19 protein-coding genes are annotated in these 15,594 nt (G+C 70.2%); 9 read left to right on the top strand and 10 right to left on the bottom strand.

Annotation, left to right across the window (positions count from 1 at the left end):
• Positions 1 to 178 precede the first annotated feature (178 nt).
• Positions 179 to 871: a DUF1361 domain-containing protein gene (locus VZQ01_RS22105; protein ID WP_426744323.1), complete on the top strand. Its 693-nt coding sequence runs from the start codon at positions 179 to 181 to the stop codon at positions 869 to 871.
• 75 nt (positions 872 to 946) lie between these two features.
• Here VZQ01_RS22105 and VZQ01_RS22110 read toward each other — a convergent pair whose 3' ends face one another.
• The 3 genes from VZQ01_RS22110 to VZQ01_RS22120 form a co-directional block, all read right to left on the bottom strand.
• Positions 947 to 1,246, bottom strand: coding sequence for a hypothetical protein (locus tag VZQ01_RS22110; protein WP_223783858.1), 300 nt, complete (start codon positions 1,244 to 1,246; stop codon positions 947 to 949).
• Positions 1,247 to 1,438: 192 nt separating this feature from the next.
• Positions 1,439 to 1,897: a hypothetical protein gene (locus VZQ01_RS22115; RefSeq protein ID WP_223751222.1), complete on the bottom strand. Its 459-nt coding sequence runs from the start codon at positions 1,895 to 1,897 to the stop codon at positions 1,439 to 1,441.
• A gap of 160 nt (positions 1,898 to 2,057) precedes the next feature.
• Positions 2,058 to 3,557 carry an HAD-IG family 5'-nucleotidase gene (locus tag VZQ01_RS22120; protein WP_426744326.1) on the bottom strand — a complete coding sequence of 500 codons (1,500 nt, stop codon included), beginning with the start codon at positions 3,555 to 3,557 and terminating at the stop codon, positions 2,058 to 2,060.
• Between the two features lie 201 nt (positions 3,558 to 3,758).
• Here VZQ01_RS22120 and VZQ01_RS22125 point away from each other — a divergent pair, with 201 nt between their 5' ends.
• The 4 genes from VZQ01_RS22125 (at position 3,759) to VZQ01_RS22140 (ending at position 6,218) form a co-directional block, all read left to right on the top strand.
• Positions 3,759 to 4,382, top strand: coding sequence for a hypothetical protein (locus VZQ01_RS22125; RefSeq protein ID WP_248545491.1), 624 nt, complete (start codon positions 3,759 to 3,761; stop codon positions 4,380 to 4,382).
• The gene (locus VZQ01_RS22130; protein ID WP_426744327.1) at positions 4,379 to 4,624 is read left to right on the top strand and encodes a hypothetical protein; all 246 of its coding nucleotides are present in this window, start codon (positions 4,379 to 4,381) and stop codon (positions 4,622 to 4,624) included. The genes VZQ01_RS22125 and VZQ01_RS22130 overlap by 4 nt, the downstream gene beginning before the upstream one ends.
• Positions 4,625 to 4,703: 79 nt before the next feature.
• Positions 4,704 to 5,759, top strand: a complete 1,056-nt coding sequence (locus VZQ01_RS22135) for an HAD family hydrolase (RefSeq protein ID WP_223751219.1) — start codon at positions 4,704 to 4,706, stop codon at positions 5,757 to 5,759.
• Between the two features lie 261 nt (positions 5,760 to 6,020).
• Positions 6,021 to 6,218 carry a TraR/DksA family transcriptional regulator gene (locus VZQ01_RS22140; RefSeq protein ID WP_426734960.1) on the top strand — a complete coding sequence of 66 codons (198 nt, stop codon included), beginning with the start codon at positions 6,021 to 6,023 and terminating at the stop codon, positions 6,216 to 6,218.
• A 10-nt stretch (positions 6,219 to 6,228) separates the two neighbouring features.
• Here VZQ01_RS22140 and VZQ01_RS22145 read toward each other — a convergent pair whose 3' ends face one another.
• From VZQ01_RS22145 to VZQ01_RS22165, 5 genes are all read right to left on the bottom strand, one after another.
• Positions 6,229 to 6,627, bottom strand: coding sequence for a hypothetical protein (locus VZQ01_RS22145; protein WP_408888780.1), 399 nt, complete (start codon positions 6,625 to 6,627; stop codon positions 6,229 to 6,231).
• A 178-nt stretch (positions 6,628 to 6,805) separates the two neighbouring features.
• Positions 6,806 to 8,581: a serine/threonine protein kinase gene (locus VZQ01_RS22150; protein WP_426744330.1), complete on the bottom strand. Its 1,776-nt coding sequence runs from the start codon at positions 8,579 to 8,581 to the stop codon at positions 6,806 to 6,808.
• 127 nt (positions 8,582 to 8,708) lie between these two features.
• On the bottom strand, positions 8,709 to 9,521 hold the full coding sequence (locus VZQ01_RS22155; protein ID WP_426744331.1) for a GNAT family N-acetyltransferase: 813 nt from the start codon (positions 9,519 to 9,521) through the stop codon (positions 8,709 to 8,711).
• 36 nt (positions 9,522 to 9,557) lie between these two features.
• Positions 9,558 to 10,385: an AraC family transcriptional regulator gene (locus VZQ01_RS22160; protein ID WP_408888783.1), complete on the bottom strand. Its 828-nt coding sequence runs from the start codon at positions 10,383 to 10,385 to the stop codon at positions 9,558 to 9,560.
• Positions 10,386 to 10,450: 65 nt separating this feature from the next.
• Positions 10,451 to 10,831, bottom strand: coding sequence for a hypothetical protein (locus VZQ01_RS22165; protein WP_223751214.1), 381 nt, complete (start codon positions 10,829 to 10,831; stop codon positions 10,451 to 10,453).
• Between the two features lie 310 nt (positions 10,832 to 11,141).
• On the opposite strand from VZQ01_RS22165, the gene VZQ01_RS22170 reads away from it, so the two are divergent.
• The 3 genes from VZQ01_RS22170 (at position 11,142) to VZQ01_RS22180 (ending at position 12,933) form a co-directional block, all read left to right on the top strand.
• A complete protein-coding gene (locus tag VZQ01_RS22170) occupies positions 11,142 to 11,363 on the top strand; it encodes a hypothetical protein (RefSeq protein ID WP_046718637.1) in 222 nt (73 codons plus the stop codon).
• Entirely contained in the window at positions 11,360 to 12,355 is a 996-nt protein-coding gene (gene map / locus VZQ01_RS22175; RefSeq protein WP_426744334.1) for a type I methionyl aminopeptidase, read from the top strand. The genes VZQ01_RS22170 and map overlap by 4 nt, the downstream gene beginning before the upstream one ends.
• Before the next feature lie 167 nt (positions 12,356 to 12,522).
• Positions 12,523 to 12,933, top strand: coding sequence for a hypothetical protein (locus VZQ01_RS22180; protein ID WP_426744336.1), 411 nt, complete (start codon positions 12,523 to 12,525; stop codon positions 12,931 to 12,933).
• Between the two features lie 7 nt (positions 12,934 to 12,940).
• Here VZQ01_RS22180 and VZQ01_RS22185 read toward each other — a convergent pair whose 3' ends face one another.
• Positions 12,941 to 13,267 (bottom strand): DUF2917 domain-containing protein, encoded by a 327-nt coding sequence (locus VZQ01_RS22185; protein WP_267698956.1) that lies wholly within the window; start codon positions 13,265 to 13,267, stop codon positions 12,941 to 12,943.
• A gap of 200 nt (positions 13,268 to 13,467) precedes the next feature.
• Here VZQ01_RS22185 and VZQ01_RS22190 point away from each other — a divergent pair, with 200 nt between their 5' ends.
• Positions 13,468 to 14,904, top strand: coding sequence for an aminotransferase-like domain-containing protein (locus tag VZQ01_RS22190; RefSeq protein ID WP_223751209.1), 1,437 nt, complete (start codon positions 13,468 to 13,470; stop codon positions 14,902 to 14,904).
• Positions 14,905 to 14,906: 2 nt separating this feature from the next.
• On the opposite strand, the gene VZQ01_RS22195 is transcribed toward VZQ01_RS22190, so the two are convergent.
• On the bottom strand, positions 14,907 to 15,578 hold the full coding sequence (locus tag VZQ01_RS22195; protein WP_223751208.1) for a hypothetical protein: 672 nt from the start codon (positions 15,576 to 15,578) through the stop codon (positions 14,907 to 14,909).
• Positions 15,579 to 15,594 lie beyond the last annotated feature (16 nt).

The raw sequence follows: 15,594 nt of genomic DNA on the forward strand, positions 1-15,594 counted from the left end.
CTCGCGCGCCGGAGCACGGGCCATCCCCACGCTCCATCAGTGCAACCCCGTGGCCACCCGACTTGCGAACCTCACCCGTGTGGACCCAGGACCACACACGGAGCTGGCCCACCCCTTGCTCTACACTCGGGGCTCCAACGCAGACCCCACCGTGGCGTGGTCCACGGGCCACACACCCATGTCCTCGGCCATGACCCTGTTCACCGTGTCGCGTCACCACGGCCTCGTCCCCGCCACGCTGTGCAGCGTCCTGGCGGTGGGCCTGCTGGCCTTCCGCCTCGACTGGAGCGAGCGCGCCAGCTTCGCCTTCCTCACCTGGAACCTGTTCCTCGCCTGGGTCCCCTATGTCCTGGCCCTGCTCGCGCGGGTGCTCATGGTGCGGGGTCACGGCAAGGGCTGGGTGCTGGCGCCGCTCGCCCTGGGGTGGCTCGCGCTGTTCCCCAACGCGCCCTACCTCCTCACCGACTTCATCCACCTGCACCAGCGGCCCGTCGTCCCGCTCTGGTTCGACGCGGCCCTGCTGGCCCTGTTCGCCGCCACTGGGTGGATGCTCGGCCTGCTGTCCCTGGAGGTCTGGAAGCAGTGGCTGGAGGAGCGCCACGGCCGCCGCACGGCGTGGGCCTTCGTCGGCGTCACCTCGCTCCTGTGCGGCTATGGCATCTACCTGGGCCGCGTGGAGCGGTGGAACAGCTGGGACGTGCTCGCGGACCCGTGGCGCCTGTTCGCCTCAATCGCCGCCCACCTGAAGGACCCCTGGGCCTTCCCGTACCTGCCCCACCTCACCGTCTTCTTCGCGCTGGTGCTGCCCGTGTCCTACGTCGCCTTCGAGGCGCTCGTCCTCCGGCTGCGCCGTCAGCGCGCCACCCCCTGAAACACGAACACCGCCCACGCTCCGGCCAGGGAGCGCGGACGGCGTGTCGATGAGAGGGCCTTCGGAAGCGGCGCCTCAGCCGCCGTGGATGCGCGAGCGTTTACGCGGACCTCCCCGGTGCTTCACGTTCATCTCGCTGGGGGCCTTCTTTCGCCCGTTGAGCGAGGTGCGTCGCCGGTTGCTCTTGGGCGCGTGGTCCTCGGCCGCCGGGCCCAAGGTCACGCGCGCCAGGTTCCGGGTTCGCCTGAGCGCCGCCGCCTCGTCCCGGGGCAACGTCTTGCGGCCCTTGGACGCCTGCACGCTGGCCTGCGCCTCGCCGGCCGAGGCCACCCGCCGCTTGTTCTTCACTCCCGCCATCTTGGTCCGGACCGCCATGTCGCCCTCCTTCCCTGGAGAGGTAAGGACGGCTCCACGGCTTGTCCAACCCGGAGGCCAGGGGCTCGAGGGCCCCACCCGTGACGCCCGCCTGGCCGCCCGCGAGGGCTCCCCCGAGGGAGAGGGCCCGGCCACGGGGTCGACCCGGAGCCGTGGGGCCCGCTGCCCTCGGCGGAAAGAGGATGCCGCGCTTTACGTCGACGAGCGCTTGCCGCGCCGGGGAGGCCGCGTGCTCGTGGTCGTCTCGGGCGGGAACAGCCAGCCCTCCTCGCTGTGCGAGGCGGTGTTCGTCTGGGTCGACTCGCTGGGCTCCAGGTGCTGGCCCCGGCAGCCGCGGCACCAGGACTGGGGCCGGCGCTCGCCGCGCATCACGCGGAAGCCGAAGTCCTGCTCCGTGGGGCCCACGTGGTCGCAGCGCGGGCAGCGGCTCAGCGACGTGACGCCAATCTCCTTGGCCTTCTGGCGGCCATGCTCCACCACCAGCGCCAGCGCCGCGGCGAAGCCCAACCGCTTCTCGGAGGCGACGTGGAAACGACGGGCGCGCTTGCGCCCACCCCGGCCGAGCACGGGCATGAGGTCCATCCCCCCGAGCAGGTTGCGCTGCTCGAGCACACGCGACGACGAAGAGCTGTCCTGGGTTGATCGGCTCACCCGACAACTCATAGCGGAGGGGTCTGACACGCCCTTTCAGAGGGGAGATGCCTGCCTGCCCTCACGCAAACCCTACTGAACGAAAATCCAGTGAGTCCGCGCACTTGGGCCTCCCCGAGAGCGGCCAGGCGAGCTCGGGGAGGCCTGGTGGGCCGTGGGGCTACTCGGCGTCGGCCATGCCCCCGCCGCTGTCGGTGGCGGGGAAGACGGGGGTGCCGCCGGGGAGGCTCGGGTCGTGCGGCAGGCTGCCTCGGGGGCTGCGCAGGTACACGAAGGGCGTGGCGAACAGGAAGTTGGAGACGCGCGACGTGTAGATGTCCGCGTAGCGCTCCACCTGGCGGGCCAGGTGGCTCTTGTCGTTGCCGGCGCGGGTGAGCAGGCCCCAGATGGGGTTGGACAGCTCCGTGGCGGCGCGGGCCATGGGGCCCAGCTCCGCGTCCAGCGCCTCCAGCTCCTCGCGCAGCGTGCCCAGCTTCGCCACCAGCTCCTGCTCGGTGGGCGAGTCCGTGCGCGGGCCGTAGTCACCGCGGCGGCGCTGCAGCTCCAGCCGCAGCTGGCAGCTGTCCCACTCCAGCCGCTCCTTGAGGACCATGCGCTCGGCGAGCCGGGCCTCGGTGGGGCGGAACGACGCAATCGCGCGCACCTCGTCCTCCAGCTCGCGGAGGATGAGCGCCGTGCGCCAGCGCAGCGCGCTCTTGGACACGTGCACGTCGCCGAACATGTGGTCGCCCACGTAGAGGACCTCGTCGCCGCTGATGCCCAGGTGGCGCTCGAGCTCCACGGCGCTGCCGCCGAAGTACGGCTTGCCCTCCTTGAACGGCCCCGAGTGCGGACGCAGGAGCGCCTCGCCGTTGGTCTCCACCACCTCGAACAGCGCCGAGCGCGTGGTGAAGAACTCCGGCTTGCGCGCGGAGACGATGACCACGTCGAACAGCTGCCGCCACGTCATGCCTTGGGGCAGGTGCTTGTCGAAGGCGAAGTGCATCATGGGCTCGGTGTAGGCCCACTCGCTGTTGGTGATGAGCAGCAGCTTCTTGCCCGCGTTGCGCTGGTCCAAGAGCGCCAGCGGCGTCTCCGGGTCGTCGATGACGTAGCGCTCCGGGTCCGCGATGATTTCGGCCTTGAGCCGGCCCTGCATGTGCGTGGCGTCCAGGTTCTTGCGCACGTGCTCGTAGAGGTCCGCGTAGCCCATGGGGCCGGGCAGCTGCCCCGCGTCCAGCCGGTCCACCAGCTGCGCGTAGAGGCACGCCTCCGACAGGGAGAAGAGCGTGTTGAGGAACACCCACCGCCGCTCGTGCAGGTCGATGACGACGTGCGAGTACTCGTCGCGCTGGGTGATGAAGTCCAGCGTGCGCGTGCCGTGCAGCGCCTTCTTCACGAACCCGAAGCGGTTGGCCTTGAGCAGGTTGCCCTTCTCGGTGTCGATGATGAGGCCGCGGATGGCGAGCGCCGGGTCGAACTGGAGGTCACCCACGGGCCAGCCCTGCGCGACGAGCCTGTCCCGGATGTGCTCGTACGCGCGGCGCTCCCACGCCTCCACCCGGTAGTGGATGAGCGTGTAGTCCATGTCGTAGCCCACGGCCTTGATGGCGCGCAGGTTGAGGGTGCGGTTGCAGAACAGGCCCCGCTCGGGCGGGGGACCAGCAGGTTGCGAGCGCATAGGAGGCTTGGATTGCCCCGTCTGGAGGCAAAAGTCGATGCCTCTGTGCGGGCCCGTCCGCTGCCTCGCACCGCCGGGTGGCGTTGGCCCCATTCCCAGGCGTGTCGGATGCACGGCACTCGCCCCCGGGGGCCAGGGAGGGAGCGTGACTTCCTTGACTAGTTTGGTCGACCTCTCAACCCCCTGAAGCGAGGTCCGTGCATGGCCTGGATGATTCGCGGTCTGTTGGTGAGCGCGCTGTTCGTGGTGGGGTGCAGGCACTCGGCGCCCGCCGTCACGCCGGAGCCGTCGACGCCGGTGGCGCTGAGCTGTGACGAGCGGCAGTCGGAGCTCTCCCGGGAGGCGGACCAGCGGGCGTCGCCGTATGGCATCGAGCAGCACCTGGCGAAGAACTTCCCGGAGGGCTCGGTGTCGTGGCTGATGAAGGATGCGCAGTATCAGCAGTACGTGGTGCAGACGGGGGCGACGAACTTCGGGCGCTGTGACGACAGCGGCTGCTACCTGTTCGCGGCGCCGTCGTCGGTCATCCGGGACGCGGTGAAGAAGGCGTCGTCGGGCGGGACGCATGACCCGGCGGTGCTGGGGCAGGCGCTGGGGCTGCCGGCGAAGAACTTCGAGGGGCCGCTGCGGATGATGACGTTGGATTTGCGCGCGGCGGCGCCGTGCGTGCGGCTGCCGGTGGACAGCGACCCGGGCGCCTGGAAGTGCCAGTCGGAGCAGGACACGGACTGCTTCAAGTTCGGCGGCTACACGTCGGGCGGGTTGCCGGAGGTCATGATCATCAACGCGCCGGTGTCCCAGGCCGTGGTGACCGAGGTGCCGTGAGCGTCGCCGAGCACGTCATCCACCAGAGCCCCCTGCTCTACCGCGTGCTGCGCGAGGAGGGCGGGGGCCTGGTCATCGAGGTCGTCGTGGGCGGCGTCGCGATGACGGCGGTGCGCGTGCGCCTGACGGCCGAGGAGGCCCAGGCCTTCGGCCGTGAGGGCCCCGCGTACAGTGACAGGCTGGCCCGGGACATCATGGCGCGGCCGTCCTTCGGAGGCAGGGCCTACGACGCGCCCGGGTGAACGGTCCCCTCGTGCGCGCGGGTGATGGACCCCTGTTGGGTGATGCGCAGGTTGGCGTGTGGCCATGGGGAGGGGACGGATGCGCGGGGTCGCCTGGATGTTGATGGGGTTTTCGCTCGTCCTCGCGAGCGGGTGTGCGTCCTCGCAGCGCGCGTCCACGGACGACACGGCGCGGGGGCACGCGGACGTCGCGGCGTCCTCGAAGGACCCGCTCCCCTCCTGGACGGAGGGCCCCACGAAGGCGGCGCTCCTGGACTTCGTGGAGCGGGTGACTCGCGAGGGCGGACCGGACTTCGTGCCCGCCTCCGAGCGTATCGCCGTGTTCGACAACGACGGCACGCTGTGGTCCGAGCAGCCCCTCGTGGCCGAGCTGGCCTTCGTCATCGACCGGGTGAAGGCGCTCGCGCCCCAGCACCCCGAGTGGCGCACGCGCCAGCCCTTCCAGGGCGTGCTCGAGGGTGATGTGGAGTCGGTGAAGGCGAGCGGCAAGCGCGGGCTGATGGAGCTGTTCGCGGCCACGCATGCGGGCATGACGACGGAGCAGTTCGAGCGGACGGTCTCGGACTGGCTCGTCACCGCGCGCCACCCCACGCTGCATCGCCCGTACACGGACCTCGTCTATCAGCCGATGTTGGAGCTGTTGTCATTCCTGCGGGCGCGGGGCTTCAAGACCTTCGTCGTCTCCGGTGGGGACGTGGGCTTCATGCGCCCCTGGATGGAGCGGGTGTACGGCGTGCCGCGCGAGCAGGTGGTGGGCAGCCGGGTGAAGCTGCGCTACCAGGCCACCGGAGGCGCGCCCTCGGTCCTTCGACTCGCGGAGCTGGACCTGCTCGATGACGGAGCAGGCAAGCCCGTGGGCATCGAGCAGGGGGTGGGACGCAGGCCCCTGGCGGCCTTCGGGAACTCCGATGGGGACTTCGAGATGCTCGAGTGGACCACCTCCGGTCCGGGGCCGCGCCTGGGGCTGCTCGTCCACCACACCGATGCCGAGCGCGAGTGGGCCTATGACCGGGAGGCCCGCGTGGGGAAGCTCGCCCGGGGGTTGGACGAGGCGCCTGGACGGGGCTGGCTCGTCGTGGACATGCGGCGTGACTGGAAGGTCATCCATCCGTTCGAGCGCGCGACGCCGCGGTGAGGGCGGGCCGCAAGGGCTGCGGAGCCTCGTCGGGGCGCGCGCAAGGCTTGCGGCGCGGCTGGGGGGAGGCATGAGGGCCCCACGTGGCATGGTTTCTGTACTGCTTGCTCCCCACACGCCTTCTTCTGGGAAGTGCGTCGCGATGAGCGCGGCGGCGGTGCCCGGCGAGGGTCGCGGGAGGCGAAGATGGACAGTCTGGCTCGTGAGGCGCGTGACGCCCTGGTGCAGCGCGGCGAACGGCTCCGGTCACGGACGCGTCTCGTGGCCGTCCGGGAAGCGGACGAGCTGCTGTCCGAGGCGGAGCGCCAGGAGCTGCTCGACATCGAGGCGGCGCTCACCCGCATCGCGGTGGGACAGTTCGGCCGCTGCGAGCGGTGCGGAGGCGCCATGGGACGCCACCGCCTGCGAGCCATTCCCGAGGCCCGCTTCTGCATGACGTGCTCGGCCCTGGGCCGGTGAGCCCGCCCCGTCAAAGTTCGGGGAAGCTCACCGGGCCCAGGTGCAACGGGGGCGAGGTCGCGTCCTCGCGCAGCTCGAGGAGGTAGCGGCCTCGGAGTTCCTTGGGTGTGGCCTCGATCTCCAGGACGAGCATCACGTCGGTGTCCTTGCTTTCGAGGGGCCGTGATTGCCAGACGAGGAGCTTCCGGACGTGACGTCCCGTCGCGGTGATGAGCGTCGCTTCTCGCGGGGTCCACGGTGAATGCCCTCCAGCGGAGGCGAGCTGCAGCACCACGGCGACCCGTGAGCTCGTCCGGTGTGCGTACGCGGATGTCGAGGTCGACAGGACCGGCGTGGCGGGTGCGACGATGGGGCCGAGCGGTCTGGTGACGAGGCCCCGGACATCCAGTGCTCCGGCGATGTACATCACGCTGAACGGCCCTCGTGAGAGCGTGTCGGGGGGCTGCGTGGAAGGGGCTTGAACAGTCGATGCTGGTGAAGAGGCATCGTCGAGCTCGATGGCGCGCTCCTGAAGAAGAGGAGCGCCTCCGGTGTCGGAGGCGTGGAGCAGGACGAGCCAGGTCACGAGGCGCAAGCGCCTGGCCTCGTCACCAATCCTGCCCACGAATCTCCCGGAAGCGGTCCACGACGCGGACATGCAGGAGGTTGAAGATGACCGCGTGTTCCTCATCTCCCCCCGGAAGCCTCTTCCGCCCTGGGTCGGCGACCTCGTAGAACATCATGCAGACGGGATACACGTCGTCGTCGATGCGCATCTCCCGGATGCGGCCGTAGACGCGCTCGTTGGTGAAGATGATTTCGGTGACGAGTTGCGCGCCCGCGGGGAGCTTCCTGAATTTGCGGTGCACGTTCGTCATCAGGTACCCCTCCTTCACCGTGATGTTCCGGAAGGGCGTGCCGAAGTTCTCTCCGATGGAGCCCTCGAACTGGTCCTCCTGGTCGAGTCCGAAGCGCTCGGCGGTCTCCACCGCGCCCGCGGGACACGGGGTCTCGGGAGGGATGGGCCGATGCTGCACGTAGGGCGTGCTGCTGGAGCAGGCGAGCCCGGTGCAGGCCAGGGCCACCTTGGACAGACGGGCGAGCGACGGCGCGCGAGACTTCGCGGGGGGAGCGGGAGGCTTCATCACGGGAGTGGGGTCCTGGAGTGGCGGCGCCACGGGGGCGACGGTCACGGGGATGGGATTCGCTCGGGGCGAATCGGTGACGGCCTCACTGTGATGCGACTTCGCATGTCTGGCTATTTTCTGACCTGCCAGGGGGTCGATTTGTTGGGTGACTCCTGGAGTTGTCTGTCTCCATCCGTGGAGGAACCACCCCACCGCCAGGAGCAGGAGCACGGCGGGCAGGGCGAGAACCCGGGGGCGTAAGAGACGGGTTCGCAGGTGCTGGACGCGGGCGTGCGCCAGGGACGGGGGTTTGCGCGGAGGCGCGGGTGTGTCCGTGCCGAAGAGCGGCGCGTCCCAGGGCTCGGAGGTGAAGCGGCTCGGCGCCAGGGCAGAGGCGAGTTCCGCGCCGCTCTGGAAGCGTTGCTCCGGGAGCTTCTCGAGGAGCCGCAGGATGATGGCGTCGAGTTCGGGAGGGATGCGCGGGTTCAGCTCCGACGGGACGGCGGGTGGCTGTGAGGTGATGGCGGCGCACAGCACGTCCGCGGGCCAGTCCGGAGGGAAGGGGTAGTGGCCGGTGGCCGCGCGGTAGAGACACACGCCCAGGGCGTAGAGGTCATCGGTGGCGACGGACTGGTAGCGCGCGTCCGGGTGGCGCCAGTGGCGCTGATGGAAGCGGATGGCCTCGGGGCTGCGCAGGTGGCGGGTTCCCGGAGGCAGCGGGCCGGTGGTCAGCGTGGGCGCGCCGGTGTACGCGCTCGCGCCCAGGTCGATGAGGACAGGGTCTCCTTCGGTGTCTCGCAGCAGGATGTGCTCCGGCTTGAGGTCCCGGTGCAGCACGTCCCCGGCGTGCAGGGTGTCCAGCGCCAGGGCGACTCGGCGGAAGGTCTCCGCCAGCTGTCGGAAGGAGGGGTTGTGTCGCTCCGCCCAGACGTGGAGCGGTGGCCCGGGCACCCAGTCCATGACGAAGTAGAAGTGGCCCGTGACGATGTCCGGCCAGCGGCCGCAGGCGTGGACCGCGACGACGTTGGGGTGGACGGCCCGGTCCAGCAGGAGCGTGAGCTCGCGCAGCGCCCGGCCCTCGGCGGTGTGGCGAGTGAGCTTGAGGGCGAAGTAGCGCCCCGGCGAGTCCACTGGCTCCACGCGGTAGACGACGCCGTAGCCGCCCACGCCCAGTCTCTCGAGGATGCGCCAGCCTCCCGTCAGGACGAAGCCCGGGGGCAGGGCTTCCGGGGGCATCGACGATGGATGCGGACTCATGGACGTCAGAGGTCTCCTGGATTCTGACGAATCTAGCAGGTTGAATACCCCTGGGGTGGCCCGCTGCCATGGCCATCCCACGAGTTACCCTGACGTCAGGGCGCGGGGCGCTCCTGGGAGACGTGTGTCAGCGGGGGCTCGAGGTGAGGTCGCGCATCATCACGGCCTTGGGGTAGGCGACGAAGAACCCCAGGCGCTCCATGTTCCGCTGTGAGGGACTGGCGGGCAGGGTGCTGCTCGACGCCAGGGTGCAGCCCTGACGGGTGGCCCAGTCGAGGCGGGTGGAGATGAGGGCCTGCTGGAGTCCTCGGCCACGGAAGCGCTCGCGCACGCCGGTGCCGGACAGGGTGGCCACGCCGTCGTGTATGGCCACGGTGCCGCCTCCCGCGGGCTCTCCGTCCACGAGCGCGAGGAAGCACGTGGTGCCGGGCATGGTCGCGGTGCCCAGCATGAGCGAGGCCTCCTTGTCGGAGACCTCGTCACGTCCCATGAAGCCCTGGGCCACGGTGCGCGAGAAGACCTGGGCCTCACCGGGGCGGAGCGGACGAAGCTCGATGCCGGGTGCGGTGGGAGGAGGCGGACTCGCGGGCAGGGCGCGCACGAAGACCTGCTGGAACTCACCGACGCGGTAGCCACGACGGGCCAGCTCCTGCGCGAGCGACGGGTCGGCGAAGGGGAGCAGGTCGAGCTGGAGGAGACCACCCTGTTGTCCCAGGTGGGCCTCCACGCGGTCGAGGGACTCGGCGCTGACGGGGCCTGAGAGTCCGAGCGCGAGCGCCTGGGTGAGCGGCGAGTTGGCGCCATTGAAGAGGGCGAGACCGCCTGCGATCTCGAGGATGCCGTGTGTCGGTGTGGCGGCGCGGTTCTGCGCGGCCTGGGCCAGCTCCACGCGGCGGACCAGCGCGGCGTCCACGGTGGGGCGAGAGGAGGGGAGTGACATGGGGCCACCCTCGTCCACGTCGTGTCGGGGCGTCTATCAGGTTCCTGCTTCGTCTATCGGGTTCGCGCCATTCGTCGAGTCCGTCACCTCGCGACGGAAGCGGGCGGGCGTGAGCGCGTGGCGCGCGCGGAACAAGGCGGTGAAGTGGCTCTGGCTGGAGAAGCCCGTGGCTTGCGCGATGTCGCTCAGCGGGAGCGCGGTGGTGGCGAGCAGCTCTCGTGCGCGTTCCAGGCGCCGGGTCAGGACGAACTGGTGTGGCGTGTTGCCGGTGGTTCGTTTGAAGCCTCGCGAGAAGTGGGACGGGCTCAGGTCGACCACGGCGGCGAGGGACTCCAGGCCGAGGGCCGTGTCCAGGTTCGCCTCGACGAAGTCTGTCACGCGCCGGAGCTGCCAGGGCGCGAGTCCCACGGGCTTCGCTCCGGACTTCGGGCGTTGGCCGTCGAGACGCAGCAGGCGCAGGCCCAGCACGGTGGCGAGCGCATCCACTTCGAGTCGCGAGGGTGGACGTCCCTCGCACAGCGCCTCGCCGCTGGCGCGCAGCAACTCACGGAGCACCGGGTCCGTCAGTCGTGATGGGCCCACCGAGCACAGGGCGTGCTCCAGATCGTGCTCTCCGGCGAGCGAAGACATCCGCTCGGGAGGAAGGAAGAAGGACACCACCTGCGCGCCCGCGTCCCAGGCGAAGGCATGCGGCAGGTCGGAGCCGACGACGCCCACTTCCTCTCGGACGAGCCGCACGTCCACCGCGCGGTCGACGGAGCGCCAGCGCCCGCGGACAGCAGGGCGGCCGAGGGGCATGAGCAGTTGCAGCGACCGGTGCTGATGCTCGCCCGTGTCCATCTGCTGGTGGCGATAGAGGGCCACACCTATTCCCTGCCACGTCACGGTGAGAGGCTTGTCAGCTCTGTGCTCCATGCGTCGGTCGACTCCTATCGAGCAAGCTCCGCTGGAAGCTCCCAGGCAAAAACAACCACACACCCAGCTTCGTGATTCACCACCACGCGATAATCACCGGCAGGAAACTCCGCGACATCTCCTGCGGCGAACTGGACAGCCTGCGTGCCGAATTCAATCTGGCAGCGCCCAGCCAGCACATAGACCGTACCGGCCCGCATCGATCCACCGAAATCCTCCACCGGCGAATACCGACTGACGCTCACCCGATACTTCTTCGCGGGCAAGTGCAGCGCACGCACACTCTCTTCCGTGAGGGGTTTGCTGGTGATTTCGGACCAGCGCCGCACCGTGACCTGTTTCGGTTCCATCATGCACCTCACTGCGGGAAGTCCATGCAGGGTGGCGCCCTCCATGGGGCCACCATTGTCAGCTGCTCGGGGAGACTGGTCAGCGGATGAGAAGCGCCCTCAAGTCTGCCCTGGTTTCGGTGGGGGCGTCTCACCAGACCTCCGCTGAAGTGCAGGAGGGCTCGCGCTTCGACCCCGTCGCGCACGGAGTCCTCATCCGCTGACGCGGCCGTGTCCCAGGCGAGCGACGGCCCCCCTGGTGGCACCCCGCACCCTGTCATCCACAGGTCGCCCGGCAGGCCACCCGCCGAGGGGGCGGAAAGAACCCGTGCGCCCGGGCGTGTCTACGGGTATAGACAACCCCCTCATGTGTCCCATGGTGAAGACGGAAGACCTCATCGACGCCCAGGGCGTGGCCGGCCTGCTGCAGCTTCGCCACACCAACAGCGTCAGCACCTATCTGCGCCGCTACCCGGACATGCCCCGCCCCATCCTGGACCTGGGCACCGGACGCCCACGCTTGTGGCTGCGTCCCCAGGTGATGCGCTGGCTTCGTGCCCGCAGGTCCGACACGGCTTCCATCGGAGTTGAGAGATGACCACCGCCATTCCCCGTACCCCTCCCGCCGTCCTGCCCGGCCCCAATGACACCTGCTGGTGCGGCAGCGGCACCAAGTACAAGAAGTGCCACCGCGGCGCCGACGCCGTCGAGGCGCGCAAGAAGGGCCCCGACGTCGCGCGCAAGGGCATCCGCCCGGGCATCATCAGCCCCCGCCGCGACGTGCCCCTGCACATCCCCCGCCCCGACTACGCCGTGTCCGGCCGCCCCCAGCGCCGCCCGAGCGACTCTGAGATCCGCTCGCCGGATGTCATCGCGCGCATGCGCAGGGCCTGCAAGGCCGCCGCCGAGGTGCTCCAGGAAGTCGCCTCCCACGTGCGCCCCGGCATCACCACCGACGAGCTGGACGCCATCACCCACGAGGCCTACATCCGCCGGGGCGGCTACCCGAGCACGCTCAACTACCACGGCTTCCCCAAGTCCCTGTGCACCTCGGTCAACGAGGTCATCTGCCACGGCATCCCCGACAACCGCGCGCTCGAGGACGGCGACATCGTCAACCTGGACATCACCATCTACCTGGATGGCGTCCACGGCGACTGCTCGGCCACCCACTTCGTGGGCAAGGTGGACCCGGAGAGCGAGCGGCTGGTGCGCGTCACCCGCGAGTGCATGGAGCTGGGCATCGCCGCGGTGAAGCCCGGCCGGCCCATCAGCGACATCGGCCGCGCGATTGAAGACCACGCCACCAAGAACGGCATGAGCGTGGTGCGCGCCTACTGCGGCCACGGCATCGGCGAGACGTTCCACACGTCCCTCCAGATTCCGCACTACTACGAGCCCGAGGCCGACACCATCATGCAACCGGGGATGATCTTCACCGTCGAGCCGATGATCAACCTGGGCGGCTGGGGCCACCGCACGTGGGACGACGGGTGGACCGCCGTCACCGCCGACGGCAGCCGCAGCGCCCAGTTCGAGCACACGCTGCTCGTCACCGAGCAGGGCCCCGAGATCCTCACCGTGGCCTGAAGTCCCGAGCGCCCCACGGTAGACCGTGGGGCGAAGCCACCGTGTGACGGGCGACAGTCCTCCACGGTGGCCGTCACCGGCCGGACGTCCCCTCGAAACCTCTCGGCGCTTCGCGCGCGCCCGGCGCTATCCACGCGCTCCAGGCCCGAGGTCCCGAGAGGTACACCATGTCCCTCGATATCGCCGTCGACGCCGACCGTCTCAAGAGCGTCCAGGACGTCCTCCAGGTGTTGGAGGACTCCTTCCAGGTCGACTTCATCCCAGGCATCTTCAAGAAGCTGGACGAGAAGCTGCTCGTCGAGCGCGCCGCGTTCCGGACGAACACAGTCGCTCAGCGCTACGAGCTGGACGTCTACTTCGGGCTGAAGGGCCCCGAGGCGAGCGCCCGCTCACCGTTCCTCAAGGTGGGCATGTGCATCACCATCCAGTCCGAGGTCGCCGTGCGCGGCCGCCGCCCGGCCCGCTACGACGGCACGCTGGAGGTCCCCCTCGCCGAAGACGCCATCACCCACGTGCCGTTCGCGCTCTACCTGCGCCGCGCCGCCCGGGGCGCGCTCACGACGCCTCCCTCGGAGTGAGCCCGGCTCACCCGGCGCAGGGCGCAAGCGACGTCCCCAGGCAGAAGCGCGCCGACCTCAGCGCTTGCACCACCACCTGGCCGCCGTGGTCCAGGGGCACGCTGCTCCCGCGCTCCAGCACGTAGTCCCGAGGGTCCGACTCGAAGGTGAGCCAGAGCCGGCCCTCGGTACACGTGAGCAGCAGGCCCTCGTCCCCCTGGATGCGCCGACTCCAGAGTGTCCCCTCGCGCAGCCCCTGGCCGCCCGTCTCCACTCCGGGGCGAGCCTGGGGCTTCAGGTGATTCCACAGCGAGCTCCAGAAGCCTCGCCGCGCCGACATGAGCTTGGACTCCATGGCACCACGACCTCCTCATGGCCCACCATGCGCCCCGCCGGGGAAACAGAACAGAGACAGCAATCCAGCATTGTGACCAGTACAGTTGAAGTCCAAGGAACTGTACTGGTCCGTCCAGTGGGCAGGTGTGTCTGGGCAGCGGAGGCCGGGCCCGTTACCGATACGGATTGGCGGGAGACGGACTTCGCATCGGGGACGGCATGGGCGCGCTGGCACACAAACCGAAGTTGTACGAGCAGGTGGCGGAGCGACTGGAGGACGCCATCAACGCGGGCACGCTGCGCGCGGGAGACAGGCTGCCCTCCGTGCGTCAGCTCAGCCTGCGTGAGCAGGTGAGCATCTCCACGGTGCTCCAGGCGTATCTGCACCTGGAGTCGGTGGGGCTCATCGAGACGCGGCCGCAGTCGGGCCACTACGTGCGCCGGCGCGAGCGTCCCCGCCTCGCGGAGCCGCAGGTGTCCCGCCCCGCGACGAGCGCCACGCCCGTCACGGTGAGCGCGCTGGTGTCGCGCGTGTACCAGTCGATGCGCGACCCGAACCTGGTGCAGATGGGCGGCGCGTGGCCGTCCACGGAGCTGCTCCCCACGCGCCGGCTGTACCGGGAGCTCAACGCGCTCACCCGCGAGAGGGGTGACGCGGGGATGCTGTACGACGTGCCTCCGGGGTGTCCGGAGCTGCGGCGGCAGCTGGCGCGGCGCTCGCTGGACTGGGGCGCGGCGCTGTCGCCCGAGGACTTCATCATCACCGTCGGCGCCGCGGAGGCCATCCACCTGTGCCTGCTCGCCGTGGCCCGGCAGGGGGACACCATCGCGATTGAGTCACCGGCGTACTACGGCACGCTCCAGGCCATCGAGTCGCTCGGGCTGCGCGCGCTGGAGATTCCGTGCTCACCGCGCCACGGCATGGAGCTGGATGCGCTCCAGGCGGCGCTGGAGCGGCGGCGCGTGGCGGCGGTGCTGGTGGTGCCCAGCTACAGCAACCCGGTGGGCAGCTGCATGCCGACGGCGAACCGCCAGCGACTGGTGGCCATGCTCGAGGAGCGCGGGGTGCCGCTCATCGAGGATGACCTGTACGGTGACCTGCACTTCGACGAGCGCAGGCCGCGCACGTGCAAGTCGTTCGACACGACGGGCAACGTGATGCTGTGTGGCTCGTTCTCGAAGACGCTCGCGCCGGGCTTCCGCGTGGGGTACGTGGCGCCGGGTCGGCTCCGGGAGCGGGTGGAACTCCTGAAGTTCTCGCACACGGTGGCCTCGCCCACGCTGCTGCCGCTGGCGATTGCGCGCTTCCTGGAGGAGGGCGGGTATGACCGGCACCTGCGCGCGCTGCGGCGCCGGCTGTCGGAGCAGGTGGCGCGCATGGCGGAGGGCGTGGCTGAGCACTTCCCGGAGGGCACGCGCGTGGCGCGGCCAGCGGGGGGCTCGCTGTTGTGGGTGGAGCTGCCGTCCACGGTGGACTCGCTGGTGCTGCACGGACGCGCGCTGGATGCGGGCGTGAGCATCGCGCCGGGGCCCATCTTCTCGCCCCGGCCAGACTCGTACCGGAACTTCATCCGCATGTCGTGTGGACAGCCGTGGACGCCGCGCATCGAGGGCGCGATGGCCACGGTGGGCCGGCTGGTGCGTACCCTGATGTGAGGTCAGCGTGCGAAGAGCAGGCCCGCGCCCTGGCGTGAGGCCTTGTCCAGCGCCTGCGTCACGGCGTCGAGCGCTCGCGCGGGGTCTCCGCGCCGGGTGATGCGGCGCAGGCGGGAGGTGAAGCGGGCCCAGCCGCTGACGGGCTGGTAGGTGGGGGCGCCGTGGAGGTGCTCGCGCAGGCCGTCGCGCAGTTGGCGCACCTCGGCGTTCGTCCAGTAGCCGAGGTTCGGGTTGATGCGCCGCAGGTCGTCGGTGGCGCCCTCCTGCTGGGGGACCCGGCCCCAGACGGTGTGGCGCCAGAGGTGGTGGAGCGTGTCCGGGCAGGCCGCGCGGACGACGGCCTCGGCGGCCTGGAGGTCGTCGGCGTCGGGGCGCTGCGAGGTGGCCTGCTCCAGGCGCTCGCTCCGGGGCTCCTTGTCGGTGTGGACCAGGTCCTCGGCGAGCACGTCGAGCAGCTCCAGCACCTCGTCACCGAGCGGCTCGGGCAGCCGCGTCAGCGCGGCGCCGCCGTGCTGGGAGAGGTGGTCCATGAGCGCGAGCAGCACCTCCTCGTCCTCCATCGCCTCGGGGTCCTCGCGCACCACCGCGGCGCGCAGGGACGCGAGCCGGGACGGCGTCAACACACCGGCGAGGCCCTCGGCGGGAATCAGGAAGAAGGTGACAGGGGTGCTCATGGCCCTTGTCTATACC

This window comes from Myxococcus faecalis, from assembly GCF_050039385.1.
Taxonomy (GTDB): domain Bacteria; phylum Myxococcota; class Myxococcia; order Myxococcales; family Myxococcaceae; genus Myxococcus; species Myxococcus fulvus.

What these genes read in the sequence shown, in the direction of transcription:
- map (WP_426744334.1), top strand. Translation starts at nt 11,360, where the DNA reads ATGACCACCGCCATTCCCCGTACCCCTCCCGCCGTCCTGCCCGGCCCC.
- VZQ01_RS22120 (WP_426744326.1), bottom strand. Translation starts at nt 3,557, where the DNA reads ATGCGCTCGCAACCTGCTGGTCCCCCGCCCGAGCGGGGCCTGTTCTGC.
- VZQ01_RS22135 (WP_223751219.1), top strand. Translation starts at nt 4,704, where the DNA reads ATGCGCGGGGTCGCCTGGATGTTGATGGGGTTTTCGCTCGTCCTCGCG.
- VZQ01_RS22110 (WP_223783858.1), bottom strand. Translation starts at nt 1,246, where the DNA reads ATGGCGGTCCGGACCAAGATGGCGGGAGTGAAGAACAAGCGGCGGGTG.
- VZQ01_RS22165 (WP_223751214.1), bottom strand. Translation starts at nt 10,831, where the DNA reads ATGGAGGGCGCCACCCTGCATGGACTTCCCGCAGTGAGGTGCATGATG.
- VZQ01_RS22190 (WP_223751209.1), top strand. Translation starts at nt 13,468, where the DNA reads ATGGGCGCGCTGGCACACAAACCGAAGTTGTACGAGCAGGTGGCGGAG.
- VZQ01_RS22185 (WP_267698956.1), bottom strand. Translation starts at nt 13,267, where the DNA reads ATGGAGTCCAAGCTCATGTCGGCGCGGCGAGGCTTCTGGAGCTCGCTG.
- VZQ01_RS22155 (WP_426744331.1), bottom strand. Translation starts at nt 9,521, where the DNA reads ATGTCACTCCCCTCCTCTCGCCCCACCGTGGACGCCGCGCTGGTCCGC.
- VZQ01_RS22195 (WP_223751208.1), bottom strand. Translation starts at nt 15,578, where the DNA reads ATGAGCACCCCTGTCACCTTCTTCCTGATTCCCGCCGAGGGCCTCGCC.
- VZQ01_RS22125 (WP_248545491.1), top strand. Translation starts at nt 3,759, where the DNA reads ATGGCCTGGATGATTCGCGGTCTGTTGGTGAGCGCGCTGTTCGTGGTG.
- VZQ01_RS22180 (WP_426744336.1), top strand. Translation starts at nt 12,523, where the DNA reads ATGTCCCTCGATATCGCCGTCGACGCCGACCGTCTCAAGAGCGTCCAG.
- VZQ01_RS22150 (WP_426744330.1), bottom strand. Translation starts at nt 8,581, where the DNA reads ATGAGTCCGCATCCATCGTCGATGCCCCCGGAAGCCCTGCCCCCGGGC.
- VZQ01_RS22105 (WP_426744323.1), top strand. Translation starts at nt 179, where the DNA reads ATGTCCTCGGCCATGACCCTGTTCACCGTGTCGCGTCACCACGGCCTC.
- VZQ01_RS22170 (WP_046718637.1), top strand. Translation starts at nt 11,142, where the DNA reads ATGGTGAAGACGGAAGACCTCATCGACGCCCAGGGCGTGGCCGGCCTG.